Genomic DNA, 21258 nt, shown 5'->3' with positions numbered 1-21258 from the left:
TTCCTCTCCTTTCCCGGGGTGCCGGAGGCAACTTCTTTTATGCGGAAACTACGTACCATTGAGATGAACAGGCTCTCCATTGAGGAATTCAAGGAAGCCGACAAGCTGCCACTCACCGTCGTCCTCGACGATGTGCGGTCATTGTATAACGTGGGAAGCGTCTTCCGGTCGGCGGATGCTTTCCGTGTAGAGGCGATCTATCTGTGCGGCATCACCGCCACGCCGCCCAATGCCGAGATACACAAGACGGCACTCGGCGGCGAGGATTCCGTCGCCTGGCGGTATTTCGCACATACGGAGGAGGCCGTCGAAGAGCTGCACCGCCGGGGGGTGTTTGTCTATAGCGTAGAACAGGTGGAAGGTTCTACGAAGCTACAGGACCTCACCCCCCGCCTCCCGGCTGTCTCTCGAGAAGAGGGAGAGAACAGCCCCGCCGGCGACCGTCACTATGCGCTCATCCTGGGCAACGAGGTGAAAGGAGTGAAGCAGACCGTCGTGGACATGAGCGACGGCTGTCTGGAGATACCGCAGTTCGGCACTAAACATTCGCTCAATGTCAGTGTCACGGCAGGCATCGTCATCTGGGAGTTCGCACGCCGGCTGCTGCTGAGGTGAGCATCTGCCGGTCCGACCGGCTCCGCTTGCCGGCTGTCTTGCCGGTCCTTCTGCATACGGCCGCACAGCCGGCTGAGAGAAATCCTTTCAAAGCCATTGCCGGACATGACGGAGGAGGAACCGACAAAAGTGCTGCCTTCAAACTTCAAAACAACAGATAGCCCTTATATGCTGACAGGCATATAAGGGCTATTTTTCAATGTGAAAGACGGCAAATACCGGGATGCTTTCCGTACGGCCTGTTTACTGAAAGGACAAAGGGCGGTCTTCAGAAACTGCCGTTTTTCAGCACTACGGCAATGGTCTTCATCCGCACGTAAGGTTCGCTCAGGAACATGAATCCCCGGTAACGGCCGCCGGTTCCCCAGCTGTTCTTGCAGAGGAAGAAACGCCGTCCATGCCGGTCGTGCGCCAGCCCGACGATCTCCATGCAGTGGTCATCCGTCGTCCGGTGTGCCTCGAAGTCAGCCTGCCGGCGCGTCGCCGTCACCTTCCTGTCTTCGTCCTGCAACACGGCGAACCCCTGTTCAGACCGGAACCCCAGCTCCGACACGTCTCCTTCCCAGCAGACAGGATGGCCGGAACGGAGGCTTCGCACGATACAGTGCATCAGCGTGTCGAGCGGAACATTGAGGAAAGTGTCATGGAAATGGTTGTCGGGGACTTCCAAGGGGAACCGCCGGCCGTATGGATGATGCGTGAAGCTGGTCAGTGCCGTGTACTCGTCGTCGGTGCAGACACTGTGGGCAAACTCCAGCGGGGTGTAGACCGCACCCAGCCAGAAGACCTGCCGGGGCAATGTCCCTATGCTCTCATCCAGCAGCCTGTCAGCATCTCCGCCCCGGACGATCTTCCGGCAGAGGACATCATAGTCCACGTCCGGCCTACGGTGATAGGCATCGTAATGCTGCAGGCCGTAGGTCTGGATAAGGTCGATGAGCATCGTACTCATGCCGCACAGGCTGACAGGCGGCTCGTTCCGCACCATCCTCCCGGGCAGCAGCCGCCGGCGTTCCGCCTGTTCGCGCAGATACATCCGGGCGACATAGTCGGGGCTGAGGTTCACGGAATCGCCCTGCATGATATGTTCGGTCTCTATTGTCGCAAGCATGGCATAGACCCAGCAGAGCGGACTTGTCCCCTGGTCCTTCACAGGCGTTACGGGAAGGCGAAGGTCAACGGTGAATCTCTCTTCCGGGACGTCCCCTTGCCCATGCCGTCTTCCGCAGCCTGCCAACAGCAGAAGAAACAAGAATAATACAATGTCTTTCTTCATCTATACATCTCGTTCGGACATTTCTCTGTTCCATGTCCCTGTTCAACTTCACTCACGATGCCCCCTCGACTCCTGACCGCACCTTCCGGCGCATCCGGCACACCTCCCGGCAGCACCCTCAATACTCCACCATCTTCGCCCATCCCGCAGCCACCTCCTTGTCCAGCGGCGGTACAGAAGCCGGGACGGAGAAGGTCCATATGCGGTTCTTCTCCTTCCTGATGCGCTTGAGTTCTGTCTCGGTTATCGTCATGCTGTCAGACACATAGAACTCACTCCACACGTCGATGCGGTCGTCATCGTCCTCGCCCCGGTAGTGGGCGAAGAACGTCTGCCGTTTCAGAGCGGAAAGGAGCACGTTGCCGGAAACATAGCTCTCGCTCTCACAGGCCTGTGTCATACGTGCCACGATACCATACATCCGCAGCTGTCCCATGTCGATTTCGTGCCCGGGCTGCCCTGTAAGGTTGTCTATCTCGACGGTCGTCACGGTCTCGGTCTTCCCGTTCAGTTTCCGTTTCCCGCGGGTTATCTTCCCGCACTTGTCCGCCCACCGGTACACATCCCCGTTGTTGCGGGTGGAGTACTCCTCACCGCTGATGCTTTCGAGGAGGGTCTGCCGTTCCAGACCTGGCAGCGAGATCCGGATGAAGGTATCGTCACCGTTCGCCTCCGGATCTTTCCGCCGCCGTTCACCAAGGATCTTCCTGTCCACGAAGACCGCCCCTCTCTTCTCGCCCGCATCCTCCGCCGTAGAGTCGGGTACAGGGACATAGAACTCCATCATCCCGTCCACAAAGTAGCTGAGCAGGGAGTTCGTAGCCTGATATACCCGGTAATAGCCTTTCAGCCGGGTATAACGCCGTTCCTGTGCATGCAGCGGAAGGACAAGAACAGCCGACAGAAGCAATGAAAAAAGTCTTGTTTGTCGCATAATACCTCCTGATTTCTCCGGGCAAGCGCCCCGCTCCGTCCGGCATCATGATGGCCGGCACGGAAGCGTGCCGCCCCGTAGATCCGTCTCCGGCATTCCACCGTCAGAGGCGGATCCATTCTTTTCCCTACGGCCGGTCACCGGCATCGCCGACGGTTATCTGCCTGCTGACCGTACGGGCTCCGTTCTGCACGGTCAGTGTGATGCCGCCTGTCCCGGCCGTCCTTTCCACGATGACAACGAGCTTCCCGTGAAAGAGTCTCATGTGCGGTTCCGTGAACGGTTCCAGCGAGGTCGGGTCGCCATTGCAGGCAGCCTTGAACCGGCCGGCGCCGGACACGGTGAAGAAGAGCTCGTCATCAGCATCCGGTACGGGGATTCCCTTCCCGTCGAGCATCGTCACCGTGATGTAGGCGAGGTCGCCTCCGGGAAAGCCCTCCGCCGCATTGTCACAGGTGAGGAGCAGCTGCTCCGCCTTCCCGGCGGTATAGACCGCCGTCGAACCGACCTTGTGACCCTGTCCGTCGTATGCCACGACCTTCAGTTCGCCCGGCTCATAGACCACGTCGTCCCACATCAGCCGGTAGCGGCCGGCACGCTGCCGGGCCTTGTCCGGTGTGGTGGCGTGTCCGGCAGCGGCGGCACCCTGCACAGCCTTCCCCGCCTTGCGGCGGCGTCCCTGCGACCTGCCGTTGACGAACAGCTCGGCTTCAGGGTAGCTGGTATAGCAGAAGACAGGCACCGTCTGCCCCTCACGTCCGTTCCACGTCCAGTGCGGCAGGAGGTGCAGCGTCGGTTCCTTCGTGTTCCATACCGACCGGTAGAGGTAATAACGGTCCTTGGGCAGACCGGCCAGGTCGCAGGTGCCGAAGTAACTGCTGCGGCTGGGCCAGTACTCATCATACGGCGTCGGTTCGCCGAGATAGTCCTCTCCCGTCCATACGAACTGCCCGATGGTATAGGGCAGGTCCTCCATGGCGATGAAGTCCTCCTCCGGCAGGTTGCTCCACGGACACCATTGCGTGTCGTAGCTTGACACCTGCCCGTCGCTGTCGGCCTCGGCCACTCCCCATCGGACCGGCAGCTTGTACACCCCGCGGCTCGATACCGTCGAGGCCGTCTCCGAACCCAGGAGGAATCCCCCGGGCAGCTGTGCCACGTTCCGGTTGTATTTGTAGACACGGTAGTTAAAGCCCGGCACGTCCATCACCTGTGCAAAACCCGACTTCAGGGCATCCTCTGCCCTGTCCATCCCCTGGGTGACAGGGCGCGACGGGTCCAGCCGGTGGCAGACAGCCTGCAGCCGTCCAGCGATCTGCCGTCCCTCCTCGCTCCACTGCTCCGGAATCTCATTGCCGATGCTCCACATGATGATGCTTGGGTGGTTGCGATGATGCCTCACAAGGGACTCCATGTCCTTGTCGGCCCATTCGTTGAAGAACCGTGCATAGCCGTTCCTGCACTTGGGATAGATCCACATGTCGAAGCTCTCCGCCATGACCATCATCCCCAGCGAGTCGCAGAGCTGCATCAGGAGCTCCGAAGGCATATTGTGCGACGTGCGGATGGCATCCGCCCCCATGTCCTTCATGCGCCTGATCCGGCGTATCAGGGCCGTCCTGTTCTCCGCCACACCGAGCGGTCCGAGGTCGTGGTGGAGGCAGACCCCCTTGATCTTCCGCGTCACGCCGTTCAGCTGGAAGCCCTTTTCCCGAGAGACGGAAACCGTGCGGACGGCCGTCTTCGTCGTGTAAAGAGCCGTCAGCACATCGCCGTCAACAGCATAGATCGTGAACGGAATGAGGACAGGATGCTCCGGTGTCCATGCGGTGTACTTCCCTTTCTTCCAGTTCAGCTCGCCATGCGCCATGCCCGTCTGCGGGTCGACGGAAAGGGGTATCTTCTCCAGACGGGCGGAGGTGCCGCCGCCGGCGACCGCCACCAGCTTTTTCCTCCCGTCCCATCCGTCGACCTTCGCGTCAACGGAAAGCGCAGCGCCGCCGGCATCGAGGCGGGTCGTACGCAGATAGACATTCCACGGGTCAATGCGCAGCTCCGAGGCAAGGACGAGTTTCACCGGACGGTAGAGGCCTGCCCCGGGATACCAGCGCGAACTTTCCTCGCGGTTGTTGAGGTGGACGACGATGGTGTTCTCCCCCTCCTTCAGATAGCGTGTGGCATCGATGCGGAAGGCGTTGTAGCCGTACGCCCAGCGGCCGGCCTCCTTTCCGTTGACATAGACGACAGGCTCCGACATGGCGCCGTCGAAGCAGAGATAGGCGTGGGAAAAGCTCCTCCGGTCGGCGAGCGGCAGCCGGAAGCTGTACCACCCCTCGCCGATCCAGGGCAGCGCACCGCTGCGTCCCGACTTCTCCGTCGCCTGCTTCTCGCCGTTCTGGGTTATGGCGACACGCTGCAGGTCCCACTTCTTGTCGAAAGGACCGCTGATGGCCCAGTCGTGGGGTATGTCCACGGTCTGCCAGTGGAGGCTGTCACGTGAGAAGTTCCAGGTCTTCAGATTGATGACGCGCACCTGTGCGAGACCGGATACGACATGGAAGACGATGAAAGATAAGGTAAAGAGTATTCTTGTTTTCATTGTAAGATAATGTGATGATTTGCTGTTTTCTTTTTTACCGGCCGTCTGTCCCGGTACTCCCAGCCGCCGGACATTCTCTCCCCGGCCGGTGGGAATCCTGTTCCCAACCGGTTGGGAATCGTATTCCCGACGCTTGGGAATCCTGTTCCCGACGGCCGGGAACCGTGTTCCCGTACGGTTTCATGTTCCGGACCGGACGGTCCATGCCGGGGGACGGCTGCCTTCCGTCTTGTTTTCAAATATGAGCGGCGGCAGAAAACGTGTCTCTAATACTTGAACGAGCTGCCTCCGAGGAACTCCCTCAGCAGCGAGGTAGGCGGAAGGGCACGGAAGGGAAGGGGAGAGAAATACCGGAGGAACTTGCGCAGCCGGTAGGCTTCGGCATACTCCTCGCAGTTCTCGGGCACCTGTTCCAGCACCTCCTCGGCCTGCGGCTTGATGACGGCCAGCTCGAAGAGCATGGCGGTATTGAACATTACATCGGCCTGTTCCTGATAAGGGAATATCCATCTGCCCTCTCCGGCACGCACGCTGGGCCACCGGTGGATGGTCTCCTGCGCCGAACAGCCACGGTATTTGTAGTCGCGTACGATGCGCCGCAGGAGGCGGTTGTCGGTTGTCGGGATATAATTATGGTCGTCCAGGAGGATGGTGGTGAGGGCTGAAGCATAGATTTTGAACTTCTTTTCGTCGGGAATCTGTGCTGTCAGCAGGGGGTTCAGGCCGTGGATGCCCTCCACGACGAGCACGTTGTTCTCGTCCAGATGCAGCTTCTTCCCGCTCTTCTCGCTCATTCCTGTCTGGAAGTTATACTTCGGCAGTTCCACCTCCTCGCCCCGGAAGAGGGCGTTGAACTGCTCGTTGATGAGCGGGATGTTCAGTGCATGGATGCTCTCGTAGTCGAGTTCTCCGTTCTCGTCCTTCGGTGTGTCTTCCCGGTGTACGAAGTAGTCGTCCAGCGAAATCTGCACGGGCTTCACGCCGCTGGCGAGCAGCTGCACGGAGAGCCGCTTGCAGAAGGTCGTCTTGCCGCTGGAGGAAGGTCCTGCGATGAGGACGACCCTGATCTCTTTCCTGGAGGCAATCGTGTCGGCGATCTGCGATATTTTCTTCTCCTGCAACGCCTCGCTGACGTTGATGAGGTCGGTGGAAAATCCGTTCTTCACGGCTTCGTTGAAGTCGCCTACGGTCTTGATGCCGAGGATGCCCTGCCAGCGGTGATGTTCCTTGAACACCTCGAACATCTTGTCCTGGCGTATCAGTTCGCCCAGCCGGGAGGGATCCTGTGCGGAAGGGATGCGCAGGAGGACACCGTCGAAGTAGGGTTCCAGCCCGAAGAGGTGGATCTGTCCGGTGTCAGTGAGCATCGAACCGTAGTAATAGTCCTTGTAATCGTCGAGCACGTAATAGACCGAATAGAGCGTGCCGCTGCTGCGCAGGAGCTTTGCCTTCTGCCCGTCGCCGAGACGGTTGAACATTTCGACGGCTTCTTCCGTCGTGGTCTCAAAACGCTGTATGGGCAGGCGGGCGGCGATGATTTCCTGCATACGGGTGCGGATGCGGCGCACGTCGTCGGGCGCAACGGCGTGTCCGAGCTTCAGATTGCAGTAGTAGCCGTTCGAGACGGGGATGTCGATGACTACGCTGCTGCCCGGATAGAGATCGTGGACGGCCTTGCACAGCACGAGAAACAGCGAACGGGTGTAAGTGCGGATGCCCGAGGGCGCGTGCAGGTCGAGGTATTCCACATCCTTGTTGTGGTAGACACGGTAGTGCAGTCCCTCCACCTTGTTATTTACCTTGGCGCTCACGGGACCGTAAGTCATCTGGAGATTATTTTCCTTGTAAATGTCAGAAAGTGTACTTCCGATTGGGACTTTCAGACTTTTTTGTTATTTTTGCAGCGGATTTGCAGTACTTGTTTCATCATCATGATTGATTGAACGGTTGTCGGTGGACAAAAGGTCCGTTTTGTAAACGGAGGGTAAAATTAGCCAAAGTTTTGCAGATTTCCAAAGAATAGACGTCACAAATTAAAAAATTATATGTCGATTTGGATTTTTTTTAAGCTCATTGGCGCATTGGCACTGCTGATGTTCGGTATGAAGGCAATGAGCGAGAGCCTGCAGAAAATGGCAGGTCCACAGCTGCGCCACGTCCTTGGTGCAATGACTACTAACCGCTTTACAGGAATCCTTACGGGAACGTTCATCACGGCCGCCGTGCAGTCGTCGACGGCGACGACGGTGATGACCGTCAGCTTCGTGAATGCCGGCCTGCTGACACTGGTGCAGGCCATCTCGGTCATCATGGGTGCCAACATCGGCACGACACTCACGGCATGGATCATGTCGGCCGGCTTCTCGTTCAACATCACCGACTTCGTGTGGCCGGCCTTCTTCATCGGCATTGTCCTGATCTACTCCAAGAAGCGCAAGCTCATCGGCGACTTCCTCTTCGGCGTGTCGTTCATGTTCCTCGGACTGGGAACACTGCGCCAGGCAGGCATCGACATGGACCTGGCCCACAACCAGGCCGTGCTCGACTTCTTCAGCCAGTTCGACCCCAGGAGCTTCTTCACGACCATCGTGTTCCTGCTCATCGGCAGCGTACTGACGATGTGCGTGCAGAGTTCCGCCGCCATCATGGCCATCACGATGATCCTCTGTTCCACCGGCGTACTGCCGATTTACCAGGGCATCGCACTGGTGCTGGGCGAGAACATCGGTACGACCGTCACGTCGAACCTCGCCGCACTGACCGCCAACACGCAGGCGCGGCGGGCGGCAATGGCGCACATGGTGTTCAACGTCTTCGGCGTCATCTGGGTGCTGTGCGTCTTCCATCCTTTCATCAACATGGTCTGCAGCTGGGTAGGCTACGATGTCGATATGCCGAAGACCGCCGCCGGCTTTGCCGCCAACGCCGCCAAGCTGAGCTTCGTGCTGGCTGCCTTCCATACGACGTTCAATGTCACGAACACGCTCGTCCTCGTCGGGCCGATCAAGTACCTGGAGAAGCTCGTCTGCAAGATCATCAAGCCGAAGGCCAACAAAGACGAGGACGAATTCCGTCTGCACTTCATACAGGCGGGCATCATGAAGACTCCGGAGCTGTCTGTGCTGGAGGCTTCCAAGGAGATCAAGTCCTTCGCAGAACGCATCCAGCGTATGTTCGGCATGGTGCGTGAGCTGCTCGGTGAGGCCGACACGGACAAGTTCAACAAGATCTTCACCCGCATAGAGAAATACGAGGGCATCTCGGACAACATGGAGATTGAGATCGCGAAGTACCTCGACCAGGTCTCCAATGCCCATCTGAGCGACGAAACGAAGGACAAGGTACGCTCCATGCTCCGTGAGATCTCCGAGCTGGAGAGCATCGGCGACGCCTGCTACAACATTGCCCGGACCGAGAGCCGGCGCATCCGCGGCAAGGAAGACTTCACCGAGGAGCAGTATGACCACATGCACCAGATGTTCGAACTGACGGACGATGCCCTGACGCAGATGAACCGGATCCTTGTCGGTCACCGGCAGGACAACGACGTGAACCGATCGTTCAACATCGAGAACGAAATCAACAACTACCGCAACCAGCTGCGCTCGCAGAACATCAACGATGTCAACGACCACAAATACACATACGCCATCGGCACGATGTACATGGACATCATCCAGGAGTGTGAGAAGCTGGGCGACTACGTCGTCAACGTCGTCGAGGCCCGTATGGGAGTACGCCAGCAGGAAGCATGAGCAGGCGACTGCGATTCATCTAATGACACATCATGCAAAACAGAAGCCCTCGTCTTCCTTCAGGAGGACGGGGGCTTTCCGTATGTTCACGGACGGAACGGATGACATGATGGGTCCTTCAGGTCAGAAACACAATCCACATGGAATCAGACACGCAGGGAACGGACGGGGGACAGCCTTGCCCTCATTGGTAAACAAACCTAAAAAACACGGATAATTTCCATATTTTACATAATTAACCTCTTAAAAGACGCTGATTCTGAAGATTTCTGATTAAATTTGCAGCTAAATTCAATTGTTAGTATCTGATGCGTAATAAGATATATACCCTCGCAGCCCTGCTTACGGCTACGTTCGCAATGACTTCCTGCCTGAATGACAACGACGGGAACGAGCGTGCAAGTTACAAGGACACCGCCATTACCGGCTTCTCCCTCGGACAGCTGAAGCAGGTGCGCGACACGGTGACGAAAGCCGGGAAAGACAGTACGTACAAGGCGAAATACGATGCGGGAAAGGTGAAGTTCTACATCGACCAGATGCAGGGACTGATCTACAACCCCGACTCGCTGCCCTACGGGACGGATGCCGCTCACGTGCTGGCGAAGATCACGGCGAAGAACGCCGGAACGGTTGCCATCCAGTCTGTCAAGGACGCATCGCTCTCTTATTACAGAAGCAACGACTCCATCGATTTCACACAGCCGCGTACCTTCCGTGTCTATGCGAACGGCGGCTATGCGTACCGTGAATACAAGATCTCAGTCAATGTACATAAGCAGAGGGGCAACGTCTTCAGCTGGAAGACAATGCAGGACAACAGCGGCTTCGCCTCCTTCACGGCTATGAAGGCCGTCAGCACCGGCGACAGGATATTCGTGTTCGGTACGGACGGCACGCAGACCACGGGCTACGTCACGTCGAAAGCTGACGGAAACAGCTGGACAGGACTGGGACGTTCCTTCACGGCGGATGCGTACAAGAGCATCGCCGTACAGGACGGCAGCCTCTTCGTCATCGACAACGGGACGGTGTACAGCTCGGCCGACGGCAACACATGGACGGCCGTCGCGACGAACAGCAGCCTGAAGCAGCTGGTGGCAGCATCGCCGGCAGAGCTGTTCGCACTGAACGTGGCGGGCAGCCTCATGGCCTCAAAGGACAAAGGGGTAACATGGACGGACGAGACACTGGACAGCGACGCATCGCTCCTCCCGGCCGGCAACGTCAGCTATACGGTATCGGACGCTTCCAACGGCGTGAACCGGGTACTGCTTGTAGGCACGACCGCAGACGGGAAGAAGAACGTTTCCTGGACGAAACTGTCGTACCGGCAGGGGGCGAAATGGTCCTATGTAGAAAGCAGCGCAGACAAGTATCTGCTGCCGCTCTACGGCAACCTGACCGTCGTAGGCTACGACGATGCCGCTCTCGCACTGGGCACAAAGGCCGGCGGGAGCTTCGGACCGATGCTGCTCTCACGCGACGGCGGCATCACCTGGAAAAGCGACAAGAGCTTCTCCTATCCCAAGGAAGCTCAGCCGGCGGCGACCTTTACCGCCGCAGCCGACAATGACGGATACATCTGGATTGTCAGCAGTACGAAAGTATGGCGCGGCAGACTCAACAGGGTAGGCTGGAAGCTGAACCTGGACCGCATGACAGAATAAAGAAGAATATGATGAAACGTACTGTCACCGGTCTGCTCTTTCTCCTCGCTGCTGTGTCCATGTGGGCGCAGTCGGATCCGGAATACAGGATGGAGGCGGGTGCCGGTGTGGGCATGATGGGCTATCTGGGCGATTTCAACAGCTCGCTGACAAATGATCTGCAGCCCATGGGGACTGTACTTGCCCGATACAACCTCAGTCCGTACATGGGACTGAAGATGAACGTTTCATTCGGAAAGATGAAAGGGTCGTCGGCTGACGTAAAGACCTATTACCCCCGCTTTGCCTCTGCTCCTTATTCATTCAGCAATTCACTGGTCGATGTAGGCATCGCATACGAGTATAATTTCCTGCCCTACGGTACCGGCCGCGACTACCGGGGGGCACAGCGGCTGTCGCCCTATACGACGATAGGACTGGGAGCCACCTATGTCAGCATAAAAAACGGCGACCGCAAGTCTGCCTTATCCGCCAGCCTCCCCATAGGCATAGGCGTGAAATACAAGATAGGCGACCGGACGAATGTCGGGCTGGAATGGGCCATGCACTTCTCGCTCAGTGACGAACTCGACGGGCAGAAAGACCCCTATGGAATCAAAAGCAGCGGACTGTTCAAGAACACCGACTGCTATTCAACGCTCCAGCTGACGCTCTCCTACAGCTTCATGGCAAAGTGCAGGACCTGTCATAACGAGGACGAGTAATATGGTAGAAGAATTGGACATGACACGAATACCCCGGCACATCGCCATCATCATGGACGGCAACGGCCGGTGGGCAACAGAACGCAACAAACCGCGCTCCTACGGACACCAGGCAGGAGTGGAGACCGTGCGCCGCATCACATCGGAATGCGTGCGGCTGGGTGTGAAGTACCTCACACTCTACACCTTCTCCACGGAGAACTGGAACCGTCCGACGGATGAAATCGCCGCACTGATGGGCCTCGTGCTGACTTCCCTGGAAGACGAGATCTTCATGAAGAACAACGTACGCTTCCGTGTCATCGGCGACCGGGAAAGGCTGCCGGAAGAAGTGCAGGAGAAACTTCGTGAGACCGAACAGCACACGGAGAAGAACGCCGCCATGACGATGGTCGTAGCCCTGAGCTACAGCGCACGATGGGAGATAACACAGGCGATGAAGGAGATTGTCACGGAACATCAGCAGGAGAATGCCGTCCCGCTTCGTCCCGAAATGATAACCGAAGAGCTGCTGGACAGACATATGCAGACGAACTTCATGCCCGATCCCGACCTCCTGATCAGGACAGGCGGAGAGCTGCGTATCTCCAATTACCTGCTCTGGCAGATAGCCTATTCAGAACTTTACTTCTGTGATACCTACTGGCCCGACTTCAGCGAACACGACCTGCAGAAAGCCATCACGAGCTTCCAGAGCAGGCAGCGACGGTTCGGAAAGACAGAGAAACAAGTAGAAGAAAACGAAAACAAATAAGTTACGCGACAGATGACGAATATAAATAAGGTGTTGCTGCTCCTTGCCCTCTCCGGAATAACACTTGCGGCAGGCGCACAGGAGAAAATCGTAAACCCAGACATCACTTATTCCGGTACGCCTAAGACCTACAAACTCGCAGGACTGGCCGTTACCGGTATCGAGGGCTATGAGGATTATGTCCTCACAGGCATATCCGGGCTCAGCATCGGACAGGAGCTGGAGGTACCGGGGACGGCTGTCACGGATGCCGTGAAACGCTACTGGAAGCATGGATTATTCTCCGACGTTTCCATCACGGCAGACTCCATCGTGGGCGACAACATCTATCTGAAGATACATCTTGCACCACGGCCGCGTATCTCCACCATCAACTACAACGGACTGAAGAAGACGGAACGAGAGGACATGGAGAAGAAGCTCGGACTGCTGAAGGGCGGACAGATCACGCCTAACATGATCGACCGGGCCAGGGTTCTCGCCAAGAAGTACTTTGATGAGAAAGGCTACAAGAATGCCGAAATCAATATCCGTCAGCGTGACGATGTCGCTGCCAAGAACCAGGTAATCCTGGATATTGACGTGGACAAGAAGGAGAAACTGAAGGTTCGCAAGATAACCATTGACGGAGACAACCAGCTGGGCGACAAGAAAATCAAGGGTTCGCTGTTCACAAAGGGGGCATTCAGCAAGACGCATGAAGCCGGCAAACTGTCCAGCTTCCTGAAGTCGAAGAAGTTCACTCCCGAACGCTGGGCGGAAGACAAGAAGAAGCTCATCACGAAGTACAACGAATATGGTTTCCGTGATGCGACCATCCTGAAGGACAGTGTATGGAACGTTGACCCGAAGCACGTCGACATCTATATCAAAGTGGATGAGGGCAAGAAGTATTACATCCGAAACATCACCTGGGTGGGCAATACGGTCTATTCGACCGATTACCTGTCCCGCCTGCTCGACATGAAGAAAGGGGACGTGTACAACCAGACCTACATGAACAAACGCCTTTCGCAGGATGAGGACGCTGTGGGCAACGCCTACTGGAACAACGGTTACCTCTTCTATAATCTCCAGCCGACGGAGGTCAACATTGTCGGCGACTCCATCGACCTTGAGATGCGCATCTATGAAGGGCAGCAGGCACACATCAACCGTGTGAAAATCAACGGCAACGACCGTCTCTATGAGAATGTCGTCCGCCGTGAGCTGCGTACAAAGCCGGGCGATCTCTTCTCAAAGGAGGCCCTCCAGCGTTCGGCACGTGAGCTGGCTTCCATGGGGCACTTCGACCCGGAAGCCATCAATCCGGTACCGGAACCGAACTATGAGGACGGTACGGTGGACATCAACTACAACCTCAAGCAGAAGTCAAACGACCAGGTGGAGCTATCACTGGGCTGGGGTCAGACAGGTGTCATCGGCCGTGTCGGTCTGAAACTGACCAACTTCTCGATGGCCAACCTCTTCCGCAAGAACCGTGAACACCGGGGCATCATGCCTATCGGAGACGGCGAGACACTCTCGCTGGGCGCACAGACGAATGGTACTTACTATCAGTCGTACAATGCACAGTACTCCACCAACTGGCTCGGAGGCAAGCGTCCTATCCAGTTCAATGTGGGTGTGTCTTTCTCAAAGCAGACGGATGTGTCGAGCAACTATTACAACAGTGGTTACCTGAACAACTACAACAACTACCGTTACGGTTACGGCAACTATAATTACAACAGCTACGAGAATTATTATGACCCCGGCAAGTATGTGAAACTCCTGGGATTCTACGTGGGCTGGGGAAAACGTCTGAACTGGCCTGACGACTACTTCACCTTGTCGCTCCAGCTACAGTACCAGCGTTATATGCTGCGCAACTGGCGTTACTTCATCATGTCGAACGGTTCGGCGAACAACTTGAACCTCAACATCTCGCTCAACCGTACATCAACCGACAACCAGCTCTTCCCGCGCCGCGGTTCGGACTTCACGGTGTCGCTGACCATCACTCCGCCCTGGTCGAAATGGGACGGAAAGGACTATGCTCACCTGGCAACCGACCGCAACTCTCCAACCTACTCACAGGAACAGCAGGAGAAATACCGCTGGGTGGAGTACCACAAGTGGAAGTTCAAGGCACGTACCTTCACGGCGCTCACCAGCGGACAGAAGTGCTTTGTCCTCATGACGCGTGTCGAGCTAGGTCTGCTGGGCAGTTACAACAAGAACAAGAAGAGTCCGTTCGAAACCTATTATATGGGTGGAGACGGCATGAGCGGTTACTCCACAGGATATGCCGAAGAGACCATCGGTCTTCGTGGTTACGAGAACGGATCGCTCACTCCCTACGGTGCCGAGGGCTATGCCTACGACCGCCTCTCACTCGAACTCCGCTATCCGTTCCTTCTCGGCAACACCACCATCTATGGGCTTGGGTTTGTCGAAGCCGGAAATGCGTGGACAGAGACAAGCAAGTTCAATCCGTTCGACATGAAACGTTCAGCCGGACTGGGTGTCCGCATCTTCCTGCCGATGGTGGGCCTGATGGGCATCGACTGGGCTTACGGCTTCGACAAGGTGTTCGGAACAAAGGGCGGCAGCCAGTTCCACTTTATCCTCGGACAGGAATTCTGATTGGTTTGAGGTTTGAGGTTTGAGATTTGAGGTTTGGACTTTGAATGAGGAATAACAATAATTATGAACTTTGGATTTTAAAGTAAACATAAAAAGAAAGATGAACAAGAAGAAGATATTGAAGACCGTATTGAGGTTTGTTCTGCCTCTTTACCTTTTCACGCTTTTGCCTTTAACCGCTTCTGCACAGAAGTTTGCACTCATCGACATGGAGTATATCCTCAAGAATGTACCGGCTTACGAGCGTGCGAATGAACAGCTGAACCAGGTCAGCAAGAAATGGCAGGCGGAAGTTGAAGCACTCAATACAGAGGCATCCACGATGTACAAGAACTATCAGAACGAGGTTGTCTTCCTATCCCAGGACCAGAAGAAGAAACGGCAGGAAGCCATCATGGCCAAGGAAAAGCAGGCATCCGACCTCAAACGCAAGTACTTCGGTCCGGAAGGCGAGCTTTTCAAGAAGCGTACAAGCCTGATCACTCCCATCCAGGACGAGATTTACAATGCCGTCAAAGACATATCCGACCAGCGCGGCTACAGTCTTGTCATCGACCGTTCGAGCAATGCCACAGGAATCATCTACGGTTCGCCGAAAATAGATATCAGCAATGAGGTGCTGCAGAAACTGGGCTATTCCTACCAGTAAAGGGTGGGGAAGACAGCAAGGCCAGCAAAGACTAGGAAAGCTATAAAGGTTAGAAAGCCGGAAAGGCAAGCCCTTTCAGATAACCAAGCAAAAGAACAACAAACAACTAAACAATAAAGAAGAAATGAAAAAGTTATTTTTGATGTTGATGCTCTGTGCGCCGATGACATTGTTCGCACAGAAGTTCGGTCACCTTGACTCACAGGCACTCCTCCAGTCGCTTCCGGAGGCTACAGCCGTCCAGAGCAAACTGGAAGCCAAGGGCAAGGAATACCAGAAGCAGTTGGAAGACATGCAGGCTGAACTGCAGCGTCAGGCACAGGCTTACGACAAGACAAAGAGCACGATGAATGCCACCAAACAGGCTGAGACAGAGAAGAACCTGCAGGATATGTACAACAAGATCCAGCAGACAGCACAGGACAACCAGAAGGCTTTCAACGAGGAGCAGCAGAAGCAGCTCGGCCCGGTTCTTGAGAAAGTACGCAATGCCATCGCAGCAGTTGCCAAGGCCGGAAACTATGTCTACATCATGGAGAAGGCTGCCGGCCAGCCTCTGTACATCAACGAGGCACTCAGCAAGGACGTTACCGCAGAGGTAAAGGCCCAGCTTGCCAAGATGAAGTAAAAACAGGTACGGGAGCCTTTGCCCCGTTGTCGCTCCTCGCAGACAGGCACTGCCTGCGAGGAAAAGGGTGAGGTCACCGCACGGATTTCCATTCTTGCGATGACCTCATTTTTCGTATTCACATATTCTATGAATGGCAGAGACAGTAACCGTTCTGCTCGTGCCACGACTTCATTCCCCGTATTCAAACAACAGAAAAGACAATCGCACACATGATGAAAAAGCTGTTCTTCTCCCTCGCCATGCTGCTGCTGCCGTTACTGGCAGCTGCCCAGCAGAGCACACCCGTCTTCAAGTTCGCTTACTTCAGCTACGAAAAGGTGCTCCATGCCATGGCCGACTATGCCGCGGCGACCCGCAGCCTGAATGAGCTGAAAGCGAAATATGATGCCGAGACCAAGCGTTCCGTAGACGATTTCAACAGCCGCTACGAGGACTTCCTCGACGTGCAGCGCAAGCTGGAACCGTCCATCCTCCGCAAACGGCAGGCTGAACTGGAAGAACTCATGGACCGCAACATCACGTTCCGGAAAGAGTCGGAACGGCTGCTGAAAAAGGCTGAAGAAGACCTCTATGCACCTGTCCGCGGGAAACTCGACGCAACAGTCCGGGAGATGGGAAAGGAGAGCGGATATGCCTTCATCCTCAACACAGACGACAACAGCCTCCCCTTCGCCAGCCCTTCGATGGGAGAAGACATTACCGATGCACTGATCGCAGTACTGAAATAACACAAGACAGAAACATGACGAAGTATTCCCAACAGCCGGGACCCATCGGCGTGTTCGACTCGGGTTACGGCGGTCTGACCATCCTGCACGGCATCCGCCAGCTGCTCCCGGAGTACGACTACATCTATTTAGGCGACAATGCGCGTGCCCCCTACGGCTCCCGTTCGTTCGACATTGTCTACCAGTTCACACGGCAGGCGGTGATGAAACTCTTCGGACTGGGCTGCCAGCTGGTCATCCTGGGCTGCAACACGGCTTCGGCCAAGGCACTCCGTACCATACAGCAGAACGACCTCCCCGCCCTCGACCCGGACCGCAGAGTGCTGGGGGTGATCCGTCCGACGGCTGAAATCATCGGCAGGCTCACCCGTTCCCGGCATGTGGGACTGCTCGCAACAGAGGGCACCGTCAGGAGCAACAGCTACAACCTGGAAATCCGGAAGCTGTGGCCGGACATCAAGGTGACAGGCGTGCCGTGTCCGTTGTGGGTACCCATCATCGAGAACAACGAGGCCGACAGCCCCGGCGCCGACTATTTCGTGAAGAAACGCATCGACCACATCATGCGCATCGACCCGCAGATTGACAGTCTGATCCTCGGCTGTACGCATTATCCCATACTCATGCCGAAGATCCTGAAGCATGCGCCACATGGCGTGCGCATCATCCCACAGGGAGAATACGTCGCCGAGAGCCTGCGGGATTATTTACGCCGCCATCCTGAAATGGATGCCCGCTGCACGAAGCAGTCGACAGTGAAATACCTCACGACCGAGAATCCGGAGAAATTCAAGGAGACCGCACGCATCTTCCTGCACGAGGAAGTCGATGTGGGACACATCGACCTGGAGTAAGGCTGCGGAAAGCAATAAAAAAGGCTGTCAGTCCGTTAGATAAGAACAAAAAAAATAAAGAATGAAGAAGTTATCCATAGGATGGTTCCTTTCAGCCATGGCATTGCTGGCAGCCTGCTCCGATGACGATACGTTCACGACATCGAGGAGTAACCTGCTCTCATTCCAGACCGATACACTGCGGCTTGACACCACTTTCTCGAACGTCCCCACATCGACAAAGACCTTCTGGGCATACAACCGCTCGGGAGACGGACTGCGCCTGAACAGCGTCCGGCTGGAACAAGGCAACCAGACGGGCTTCCGAGTGAACGTGGACGGCGTAGAGCTGTCTGCTGCCAACGGTTATCAGGCCAGCGGACTGGAGGTGCGCGACAAAGACAGCATCCGTGTCTTCGTGGAGATGACATCGCCCAGAAACAACGCTGCCACGCCGCAGCTGCTGACAGACAACCTTGCATTCACGCTCGAGAGCGGCGTACAGCAGAAAGTAAATCTCAGGATCTACAGCTGGGATGCAGAACTCGTAAAGGGACGGAAAATCACGTCGAACACCACGCTGACCGGTACCAGACCCATTGTCTTCCAGGACACATTGAAAGTGGAGGCAGGAGCTACGCTGACCATTCCGGCAGGCATGACGGTCTATTTCTCCAACAAGGCTGCAATCGATGTGTACGGTACACTGCACTGCGAAGGGACGGCCGAAAAACCCGTGACACTCCGTGGCGACCGCCTGGACAAGCTGTTTCCCTATCTGCCGTACGACCGTGTGAGCGGTCAGTGGCACGGCATCCGCTTCCACAAGGACAGTTACGACAACAGCCTCACACATACGGACATCCATTCGGCCTACGACGGTATTCTCTGCGATACGGCGACGACGGAACGGACGAAGCTGACACTTGCCAATTCCACCGTCCACAACTGTCAGGGCTACGGTCTGCAGGCGATAAACTGCAAGATCGAGGCCTACAACACGCAGTTCTCCAACACACTGAAAGACTGTGCGGCCTTCATCGGCGGCGATGTGACACTGACACACTGCACGTTCGCCCAGTTCTATCCGTTCGACGGAAACCGCGGTGCGGCATTGAGCTTCGGCAATCACAGCAGCGGGAAAGACTATCCCCTGCAGGTCTTCAACGTCAGGAACTCCCTTGTAACGGGCTATTCAGACGATGTGCTCATGGGTGGCAACAAGGAGAAAGTGACGGCCAATTACCAGTTCGACCACTGTATCCTCCGCACTCCGAAGCCGGACAAGCCTGCACTGCTTGCCCGTTTCACGGATGTACTATGGGAGAACAGCAAGGATCATCCTGACGGCGGAGACAGACAGTTCGTGCTGGTAGACGGCAACAAACAGCATTACGATTTCCACTTGAAGAAACCCGAAAAAGGAGAGAAGTTCCCGGCAATCAACGCCGCTGCTCCCCTCCCCGACTCCCGTTTCACAACAGACCATGACGGCAGGCCACGCGACAACAAGCCCGACATCGGCTGCTACGAGCTGCTTGTCAATTAAGCTCATCACCGCCTACCCCCGCCTATCACCGCCCAAAAACAATCAAATATGAAGACAATAGACATCAGCATCAAGATCGGCTTCTGCCAGCCGGAAGAACTGCCGGCAGCCGACCAGCACCTTATCCAGACAGCCATCCATGCCACGGCCAACAGCTATTCTCCCTACAGCCGGTTCCGTGTGGGAGCTGCACTGCTCCTTGCCGATGGGACAGAAGTCATGGGTGCCAACCAGGAGAATGCCGCCTTCCCGTCAGGTCTCTGCGCCGAGCGTTCGGCCATCTTTGCAGCACAGTCCACCCGTCCCGACCAGCCCATCACCACGCTGGCCATTGCCGCCGCCAACGAATACGGACTGATGCGGGATCCGATCGTACCCTGCGGTGCCTGCCGGCAGGTCATTCTGGAGATTGAAGACCGATACAGACAGCCGGTCCGCATCCTCCTCTACGGTACAGCAGGCGTATATGTCATCAGCACTGTCAAGGATCTTCTTCCGCTCCAGTTTGTCGGAGAATCGATGAAATAGCAGGTGCAGGACACAGGCAGACAGCCGGAAGTCTCAGGCTACGGAATGAAGACCGACAGCGGGAAGTTCCAAGCGAAAGACCGGGAACGGACAGCCGGAAGTTACAAGCTGCAGGAATCGATCCGATGGATGGAATGCAGGAATGTGTCTTTCCTACCTGCCGGGATTTCCGTTCCCAACCGGTTGGGAATCCTGTTCCCGACGGCCGGGATTCCTGTTCCCAACCAGTTGGGAATCCTGTTCCCGACGGCTGGGAATGTCTGTACCGACGACCGATGACAACGGAACAGATCACCCGGCCCTCCCATCAAGGTACGCCAGCTGTAAAGACATCAGTTCATAACTCCATTAACTCCCTATAACTCTTTTAACTCCTAACAAAGATATGGACCATTTACCCAAAGACCCCGCAATACTGCTGAGCAGCGTGAATATGCTGCTGCGCGACAGAGAATTCGATTCGTTGAAATCACTCTGCTACAATTTCAATGAAGATCCCGAACGCCTCAAGGATTATATGCTCAAGGCCGGATATGTGTACAGCGAAGAACAGCATCAGTTCCGACCTGTCGGCTTCGACAGGAAGCAATGAGTTCCCATTGTCCTTGCCCGACCTCCCTTGAACGGCCTCGCAAAGACGCTGTCGGTCAGGCTGTACAAAGCCATCTGAAACGAAAAGGAGAGCCTCCTTACAGTCCATGCGGCTGTCGGGAGGCTCTCCTTTTTACTATGTTTCACAAGCGTTATTTGCGCTTGTAAACGATGTTCTCGTCTGTAATCTTTTCTGTTCCGTTATGCGTATGCGTAATCGTCCCGCCCTTCAGGTCTACCCGGAAGGTCAGCGTGGTTGCAGGCTGCTGCTCTCCGCTGGCCGGAATGTACATCGTCAGCTTCGTACCGTCAAGGGCATACTTGTAAGTGTTGATTTCACTGTGCGTTTCGTCCTTACGACGGTGTCCGTCTGGCGTTACCTTCTTGAACGTGATTTTATATCCGCTTTCATTGACTACTTCTGTGTCTGAGACGAACTTCAACGATCCCCAGTGGGTGGTCGTGTTCGCATTTCCTTCCTGTATCCTCTCAAAAGACCACTCTGTATTCTTCAGCGGGTTGTCCTGAATTACCTGATCGTCATTATCCTTGCTGCAAGAAGAAAAACTTAACACTGTTGCCACGATGGCAACAAACAATTTCATACTTTTCATCATGTTCTGTACTATTGAGTTTGTAAATTCGGCTGCAAAAATACATAAAAAGAACAATATTGGACTAATATAGAACATAAAATTTCTTTTTAATCATTAAATCAGTCGTTTTAGTCATATTCTTCATCGGTCGATAAAGTGATGAAAATAATAGGATCGAATGATGATATTACCGCATTTGGACAATAAGAAAGAAGGCA

Annotated in this window: 18 protein-coding genes and 1 pseudogene; 14 read left to right on the top strand and 5 right to left on the bottom strand. The window is 55.7% G+C overall.

Features of this window, described 5'->3' with window-relative positions:
* Positions 1-39: 39 nt before the first annotated feature.
* Entirely contained in the window at positions 40-615 is a 576-nt protein-coding gene (locus tag J4864_RS05530; RefSeq protein ID WP_007367795.1) for an RNA methyltransferase, read from the top strand.
* Between the two features lie 268 nt (positions 616-883).
* Here the strand turns inward: J4864_RS05530 and J4864_RS05525 are convergent, their stop codons facing one another.
* From J4864_RS05525 to J4864_RS05510, 4 genes and pseudogenes are all read right to left on the bottom strand, one after another.
* Positions 884-1891: a C1 family peptidase gene (locus tag J4864_RS05525; RefSeq protein WP_211814016.1), complete on the bottom strand. Its 1008-nt coding sequence runs from the start codon at positions 1889-1891 to the stop codon at positions 884-886.
* 118 nt (positions 1892-2009) lie between these two features.
* Complete coding sequence (locus J4864_RS05520) at positions 2010-2825, bottom strand: hypothetical protein (RefSeq protein ID WP_211814015.1); 816 nt, start codon at positions 2823-2825, stop codon at positions 2010-2012.
* A 127-nt stretch (positions 2826-2952) separates the two neighbouring features.
* Positions 2953-5424 carry a glycoside hydrolase family 2 TIM barrel-domain containing protein gene (locus tag J4864_RS05515; protein ID WP_211814014.1) on the bottom strand — a complete coding sequence of 824 codons (2472 nt, stop codon included), beginning with the start codon at positions 5422-5424 and terminating at the stop codon, positions 2953-2955.
* 266 nt (positions 5425-5690) lie between these two features.
* Positions 5691-7357, bottom strand: a pseudogene (locus tag J4864_RS05510) (nucleoside kinase).
* A gap of 112 nt (positions 7358-7469) precedes the next feature.
* Between J4864_RS05510 and J4864_RS05505 the strand changes: the two are divergent.
* The 13 genes from J4864_RS05505 (at position 7470) to J4864_RS05445 (ending at position 20445) form a co-directional block, all read left to right on the top strand.
* Positions 7470-9179 carry a Na/Pi cotransporter family protein gene (locus J4864_RS05505; protein WP_211814012.1) on the top strand — a complete coding sequence of 570 codons (1710 nt, stop codon included), beginning with the start codon at positions 7470-7472 and terminating at the stop codon, positions 9177-9179.
* A 308-nt stretch (positions 9180-9487) separates the two neighbouring features.
* Positions 9488-10849: a DUF6242 domain-containing protein gene (locus J4864_RS05500; protein ID WP_211814011.1), complete on the top strand. Its 1362-nt coding sequence runs from the start codon at positions 9488-9490 to the stop codon at positions 10847-10849.
* 11 nt (positions 10850-10860) lie between these two features.
* A complete protein-coding gene (gene porG, locus J4864_RS05495) occupies positions 10861-11553 on the top strand; it encodes a type IX secretion system protein PorG (protein ID WP_211814629.1) in 693 nt (230 codons plus the stop codon).
* Between the two features lies 1 nt (position 11554).
* Positions 11555-12307 (top strand): isoprenyl transferase, encoded by a 753-nt coding sequence (locus J4864_RS05490; RefSeq protein WP_004354129.1) that lies wholly within the window; start codon positions 11555-11557, stop codon positions 12305-12307.
* Positions 12308-12319: 12 nt separating this feature from the next.
* Entirely contained in the window at positions 12320-14935 is a 2616-nt protein-coding gene (locus tag J4864_RS05485) for a BamA/OMP85 family outer membrane protein (protein ID WP_007367782.1), read from the top strand.
* Positions 14936-15035: 100 nt separating this feature from the next.
* On the top strand, positions 15036-15584 hold the full coding sequence (locus J4864_RS05480; RefSeq protein WP_211814010.1) for an OmpH/Skp family outer membrane protein: 549 nt from the start codon (positions 15036-15038) through the stop codon (positions 15582-15584).
* A gap of 124 nt (positions 15585-15708) precedes the next feature.
* Positions 15709-16212: an OmpH/Skp family outer membrane protein gene (locus tag J4864_RS05475; protein WP_004353940.1), complete on the top strand. Its 504-nt coding sequence runs from the start codon at positions 15709-15711 to the stop codon at positions 16210-16212.
* A 215-nt stretch (positions 16213-16427) separates the two neighbouring features.
* Positions 16428-16943 carry an OmpH family outer membrane protein gene (locus tag J4864_RS05470; RefSeq protein WP_211814628.1) on the top strand — a complete coding sequence of 172 codons (516 nt, stop codon included), beginning with the start codon at positions 16428-16430 and terminating at the stop codon, positions 16941-16943.
* Positions 16944-16957: 14 nt separating this feature from the next.
* Positions 16958-17797 (top strand): glutamate racemase, encoded by an 840-nt coding sequence (gene murI, locus J4864_RS05465; protein WP_211814009.1) that lies wholly within the window; start codon positions 16958-16960, stop codon positions 17795-17797.
* Positions 17798-17858: 61 nt separating this feature from the next.
* Entirely contained in the window at positions 17859-19325 is a 1467-nt protein-coding gene (locus J4864_RS05460; protein ID WP_211814008.1) for a right-handed parallel beta-helix repeat-containing protein, read from the top strand.
* Positions 19326-19373: 48 nt separating this feature from the next.
* A complete protein-coding gene (cdd, locus tag J4864_RS05455; protein WP_211814007.1) occupies positions 19374-19853 on the top strand; it encodes a cytidine deaminase in 480 nt (159 codons plus the stop codon).
* Between the two features lie 45 nt (positions 19854-19898).
* Entirely contained in the window at positions 19899-20132 is a 234-nt protein-coding gene (locus J4864_RS05450) for a hypothetical protein (protein ID WP_211814006.1), read from the top strand.
* A 106-nt stretch (positions 20133-20238) separates the two neighbouring features.
* Positions 20239-20445 carry a DUF4250 domain-containing protein gene (locus J4864_RS05445; protein WP_040554616.1) on the top strand — a complete coding sequence of 69 codons (207 nt, stop codon included), beginning with the start codon at positions 20239-20241 and terminating at the stop codon, positions 20443-20445.
* 151 nt (positions 20446-20596) lie between these two features.
* Here J4864_RS05445 and J4864_RS05440 read toward each other — a convergent pair whose 3' ends face one another.
* Positions 20597-21049 (bottom strand): hypothetical protein, encoded by a 453-nt coding sequence (locus J4864_RS05440; RefSeq protein WP_246479384.1) that lies wholly within the window; start codon positions 21047-21049, stop codon positions 20597-20599.
* Between the last annotated feature and the right edge of the window lie 209 nt (positions 21050-21258).

The sequence above is a fragment of the Prevotella multiformis genome (assembly GCF_018127985.1).
Lineage (GTDB): Bacteria > Bacteroidota > Bacteroidia > Bacteroidales > Bacteroidaceae > Prevotella > Prevotella multiformis.
This window is presented reverse-complemented; position numbering and strand designations above follow the sequence as displayed.